Genomic DNA, 5,689 nt, shown 5'->3' with positions numbered 1-5,689 from the left:
TGTCCTGATGTAACCTGTTTTTCGACCTTCATGTTGCCAATCGCCAGCTGTCGAGACGCGCGCATATTCGCACGGCCAGCGGATATAGCAATATGGACAATATGATCTGCGGAATCAAAACAGCGGGCGCAGGCGCAGCGTGCGCCATGCCCGCAATCCACAATCCGCCCAACAGCACCCCTGCAATTAAGACGGCGGCAATAAGCCAATCCTGAATATGATCGCGCCAGATCGCGCGCGCATCGATAATCTCAATGCTGAGCATAGCGAGCGACCATAGCAATCCCGCGCTGCCAAAGGGTTGGCCGCTGAACACATCATCCATCAAACCAAATGGCACGCCGGACCAAACGGGCAGTAGCCCGGGACGCATCAGACGCCAGCTTAAAAACATCAACAGCCCAAGTGGCGGTAGCAGCGGTTCTTCGGTGAATATCGGCAACGCCGTAATCATCGATGCGATAGCGACCGACGTAATGGGAATGGCCAGCATCTTGAGCAGCGATTGTTCGCGGTCAAAACGGGATTCATATTCCCGTGCCGGACGGGTGGGCAGGCGAATGGTCGTCACCGGAATTTTCATTCCGCAACTTCCTTGGTTTCACCGTCAGGCGCCACCGCCTGCTGGGCCGCGCGTGCTTCGCCCTGATATGGTCGTATCACCACCGCATAAGGCGTGTTGCCCGGGTCGGCATAGGGTATCGCCAACGCCCCATCGCTGGTTTTTTTGATAACGCGCGCGAAAGGAATATTGGGCGGATACAGCCCGCCATTGCCCGACGTCACAATGACGTCGCCGACCTTGAACGGGCTTTCGCCCAAGTTCAACGGCTTGATCAACACCGTGCCATTGCCAAGGCCTGCCGAGAAGGCGGGCAGGCCATCGCTTGCGCGCATGACAGGAACCAAGTTTTCAGCGTCGGTGACGAGAAGAATACGTGCCGTTGTCGGGCCGGTTTCGATAACGCGGCCAATCAATCCGGAAGGACCGCGCACAGGTTGCGCGCGCTCCACGCCAAAGTTGCGGCCAATGGACAATGTCGCCACGCGCCGCGTGCTGGATGAGGTGGAGCTTATCAGGCGGCCCACGGCGACTTGGCTTTCGCCGTCCTCTGACAATTTTAGCAATCCGCGCAACCGCGCATTTTCGACACGCAGCGCTTGCGCCTCGATCAGCTTTTTCCGGTTGACCTTGGCTTGCTTTTGAAGCGCGGCATTTTGGGAACCTGCGTTGATATAAGCAGCCGCGGTCGCATTCATGTTCTGCGCCGACCGGCGGACATTGCTGAACATACGCGCGACCGGCGCTGTTATTTCGGCCCCTGCCGCACGAAGCGCCGAAAAGCCAGCAGGATCAGCCACCGATATGGCCAGCAACAAGGCAGCAACCATCGTTCCTGCAATCGCGACGACATAGGTCACGAACAGGCCATATTGCGCCTTTCGGGAAAATCCGGGGCGCCGGTGTTTGGGCGGCGCCATGCTGAGACCTATATCAGGCGGTCAGCAAGACGCCACGGAAGATGGGGTCTTCCATCGCCCGGCCTGTACCGATTGCAACGCAGGTCAGCGGGTCTTCGGCGACCGTGACCGGCAGTCCGGTTTCATCACGCAGATATTCGTCGAGGCCAGCCATCAACGCGCCGCCCCCGGTTAGAACAATCCCTTGATCAACGATGTCCGCCGCCAGTTCTGGTGCGGTATTTTCGAGCGCGATGCGCACGCCTTCCAGGATGGTGCCAATGGGTTCCGACAAGGCTTCGGCAATCTGGGCCTGGTTGATGGTAATTTCCTTTGGCACGCCGTTTACAAGATCGCGGCCCTTGATGTGCAATGTCTGGCCAATGCCATCGGCTGGTGGACGCGCGGTACCGAAATCCTTCTTGATCCGTTCAGCAGTCGCTTCACCGATCAACAGGTTATGGTGTCGTCGGACATAAGAGACAATCGACTCGTCCATCTTGTCACCTCCGGTGCGTACCGAGGTGGTGTAGGCAAGGCCGCGTAGCGAAAGCACGGCAACTTCGGTGGTGCCACCGCCGATGTCGACAACCATCGAACCGATTGGCTCAGTCACAGGCATATCCGCGCCGATGGCTGCAGCCATGGGCTCTTCAATCAGGAACACTTCAGAAGCACCCGCGTTGGATGCGGCATCGCGAATCGCGCGGCGCTCGACCGATGTCGAACCCGACGGGACGCAGATGACGATTTCGGGGTAGCTGAACATGCGGCGCTTGCCGTGCACTTTGTGGATGAAGTGCTTGATCATTTGTTCGGCCACATCGATGTCGGCAATAACGCCGTCGCGTAAGGGGCGAATGGCTTCGATGCTGTCGGGGGTCTTGCCCATCATCAGCTTTGCATCGTCGCCAACGGCCTTTACGCGCTTGATACCGTTTATGGTTTCAATCGCGACCACCGAAGGCTCGTTCAGGACAATCCCTTGACCGCGTACATAGACCACCGTGTTTGCGGTGCCGAGGTCGATTGCCATGTCTTGTGATGCGAAACGGAAAAACTTGCCAAATACCATTTAATTTCCACCCAATCCGTTTTGGAGAGACTCCTTTGGAGCGCGTCCAAATAATCGCGCGGTCCTAGCGGAATTTGCTGTTTTTAAAAACAGATATTTGGCTGGAGTGCGAACGATTAAGGAGTCGCTTGGGCTCTGCGCTTGGGCTAGGAACCTGCACATGTCAATAAGAAGACTCCCTGAAAATCTGGTCAACCGCATTGCCGCCGGTGAAGTGGTGGAAAGACCAGCCAGCGCGTTAAAAGAGCTGGTCGAAAACGCCATCGATTCGGGCGCCCGCAATATTTCGGTTCGGCTGGGTGCCGGCGGCATCGACTTGGTCGAAGTCACCGACGATGGCTGCGGCATGTCGCCTGCCGACATGGCGCTGGCATTGGAACGCCACGCGACGTCGAAACTGCCCGATGAAGATATCGAAATGGTGTCGACTTTGGGTTTCCGGGGGGAGGCTTTGCCATCCATCGCGAGCGTTTCCAAAATGACGCTGGAAAGCAGGCCGGCTGGTGCCGAAGGCTGGACGCGGACGGTGGACCATGGCGTGGTGACCGGTGAGGGGCCTGCCGCACTGCCGCAGGGCACGCGCGTTCGCGTTGAAAATCTGTTTGGCAATGTGCCCGCCCGCCGCAAATTCCTGCGCAGTGCGCGCGCCGAATATGCCGCTGCGCTCGACGCCATGAAGCGGTTGGCGATGGCGCGGCCGGACATTGGCTTTACCGTTGAGCATGACGGCCGGCGCGTGCTGGCGGTGCAACCCACCAGCGCACGGCCCGAACGCGTGGCCGCGCTGACCAGCGGGGAGCTTATCGACAACAGCGTTGCACTTGATTTCGAACGCGAAGGCGTGCGCCTTGGCGGGGTGGCGAGCTTGCCCACCTATAATCGCGGCGTTGCTGACCACCAGTTCCTGTTCGTCAATGGCCGTCCGGTAAAAGACCGCCTGCTGATTGGTGCCGTGCGCGGCGCTTATGCCGAAATGCTGGCGCGCGACCGGCATGCGGTGGTGGCGCTGTTCATTGATCTGCCGCCAACACAGGTCGACGTAAATGTGCATCCCGCCAAGACAGAAGTCCGCTTTCGCGAGCCAGCGTTAATCCGCGGTATGATCATATCGGGGCTGCGCCATGCGCTGGGCCAGTCCGGTTTCCGCGCGGTGCAACGGCCATCGGCGGACGCGCTTGCCGCATGGCAGCAGGAACCCATTCATACCGCACAAGGGGACATTTTTGCTGCGCCTGCCGCCGCAATTGGATCTGGCTATCAGGGGCAATATGGCCAGCGTCCGACCTATCCATCGGCATATGAAAACCGCAGCAGCTTTGCCGATTTGGGTGCGATCCCTGGCGAAGACCTTGCGCCGTTATGGGGCAGGGCCGCCGTCGCCCACGAACCCGTGCCGGAACGCGCTAGCCACCCGCTTGGCGTCGCGCGCGGGCAAGTGGCCAACACCTATATCGTTGCCGAAGCCGAAGATGGCCTCGTCATCGTTGACCAACATGCCGCGCATGAACGGCTCGTGCTCGAACGGATGCGCAAGGCGATGGCTGCGGCAGGCGGAGCCGTCCCGTCGCAAGCGTTGTTGCTGCCGCAAGTTGTTGAACTCGACGAACCCGCCTGCGACCGGCTGGAGGCGCGCGCCGATGAACTGTCGGCATTTGGACTGGACCTCGAACGCTTTGGCCCCGCCGCCATGCTGGTGCGCGCCACGCCCGCCGTGCTGGGCGATGGCGATGCCAAGGGATTGCTAGAAGATCTGGCCGACGACCTTGCCGCTTATGACGAAGCCCTGTCGCTAAAAGAACGCATCGACCATGTCGCCGCAACGATGGCCTGCCACGGCTCCGTCCGCGCTGGCCGTGTCTTGTCCGTCACCGAAATGAACGCGCTCCTGCGCGAAATGGAAGTCACGCCGCATAGCGGGCAGTGCAACCACGGTCGGCCAACTTGGGTGAAGTTGGCATTGGGTGACGTGGAAAAGCTGTTCGGCCGAAAGTGAATAGCTTCGCTTTGTAGAGTTAATGCGCGGCTAAGACGATCTGCTTGTGGCTGCGCCCGCCCTCGCGTCGATGTGAAACCACACGCTTTTTAGACATTAAATCGAAACAGCATGATATCGCCGTCTTTGACGAGATATTCCTTGCCTTCCGAACGCCATTTGCCCGCTTCTTTCGCGCCGGCTTCGCCATTGAACTGGACATAGTCATCATAGGCCATGGTTTCGGCGCGGATGAAGCCTTTTTCGAAGTCGCTGTGGATAGCGCCCGCAGCGTTGGGGGCGGTGTCGCCTTGGTGGATTGTCCACGCGCGCGCTTCTTTCGGGCCGACGGTGAAGAAGGTGATGAGGTGCAGCAATTCATATCCAGCGCGGATAACGCGGGCGAGGCCGGTTTCGGTCAGGCCAAGGTCTTCCAAAAACACTTCGCGGTCTTCGGCGGGCATGGTGGAGATTTCCGCTTCGATGGCGGCGGATACGACAACGGCTTCCGCGCCTTCGGCCTTCGCCTTTTCAAATACCCGTGCCGACAACGCATTGCCGTTCGCTGCGCTCGCCTCTTCGACATTGCACACATATAAAACTGGCTTTGCGGTCAAAAGCTGCGCCATTTGGAAATGCCGTTCTTCTTCGGCATCGTCGCGCTTGGTCAGGCGCGCTGGCTTGCCTTCGCGCAGCAGGTCAAGCGCACGGCTTAATACCGCCGCGCTGATTTTGGCTTCCTTGTCGCCCTGCGTGCCCTTTTTAATGAGGTTGGGAACCCGTTTTTCAAGGCTTTCCAAATCGGACAGCATCAATTCGGTTTCGACCGTCTCTGCGTCTGAAATCGGGTCAATCTTGTTATCGACATGCTGGATGTCGTCATCTTCAAAGCAGCGCAGCACGTGCACAATGGCATCGACTTCGCGGATGTTGCCCAAAAATTGGTTGCCAAGGCCTTCGCCTTTTGACGCGCCGCGCACAAGGCCAGCGATGTCGACAAAGCCCAGTTGGGTTTCGATAATCTTTTGGCTGCCGCCGATTTTGGCGATGGTTTGCAAGCGCGGGTCAGGGACGGCTACGTTGCCGATATTGGGTTCAATCGTGCAGAACGGATAGTTCGCCGCTTGCGCTGCTGCCGTTTCGGTCAGTGCATTGAACAGGGTGGACTTGCCCACATTGGG

Annotated in this window: 5 protein-coding genes; 1 reads left to right on the top strand and 4 read right to left on the bottom strand. The window is 58.9% G+C overall.

The window, feature by feature from the left end; genetic code table 11:
• Window positions 1-28: 28 nt before the first annotated feature.
• From mreD to ACIQ0G_RS09885, 3 genes are read right to left on the bottom strand one after another with little or no spacing between them, the layout of a single operon-like run.
• On the bottom strand, window positions 29-583 hold the full coding sequence (mreD, locus tag ACIQ0G_RS09895) for a rod shape-determining protein MreD (RefSeq protein WP_397577763.1): 555 nt from the start codon (window positions 581-583) through the stop codon (window positions 29-31).
• Window positions 580-1,482 (bottom strand): rod shape-determining protein MreC, encoded by a 903-nt coding sequence (gene mreC / locus ACIQ0G_RS09890; RefSeq protein ID WP_395629472.1) that lies wholly within the window; start codon window positions 1,480-1,482, stop codon window positions 580-582. Before mreC ends, mreD begins: the two co-directional genes overlap by 4 nt.
• Before the next feature lie 13 nt (window positions 1,483-1,495).
• On the bottom strand, window positions 1,496-2,536 hold the full coding sequence (locus ACIQ0G_RS09885; protein WP_397577762.1) for a rod shape-determining protein: 1,041 nt from the start codon (window positions 2,534-2,536) through the stop codon (window positions 1,496-1,498).
• Window positions 2,537-2,696: 160 nt separating this feature from the next.
• Between ACIQ0G_RS09885 and mutL the strand changes: the two genes are divergently transcribed.
• Window positions 2,697-4,529, top strand: coding sequence for a DNA mismatch repair endonuclease MutL (gene mutL / locus ACIQ0G_RS09880; protein WP_397577761.1), 1,833 nt, complete (start codon window positions 2,697-2,699; stop codon window positions 4,527-4,529).
• 89 nt (window positions 4,530-4,618) lie between these two features.
• Here the strand turns inward: mutL and ychF are convergent.
• The coding region (gene ychF / locus ACIQ0G_RS09875) for a redox-regulated ATPase YchF (protein ID WP_397577760.1) at window positions 4,619-5,689 on the bottom strand (1,071 nt) is incomplete at its 5' end.

Source organism: Sphingorhabdus sp. (genome assembly GCF_044354325.1).
GTDB lineage: Bacteria > Pseudomonadota > Alphaproteobacteria > Sphingomonadales > Sphingomonadaceae > Sphingorhabdus_B.
Note: the sequence above shows the minus strand (reverse complement) of the source record. Positions and strands in the feature narration are given on the sequence as shown.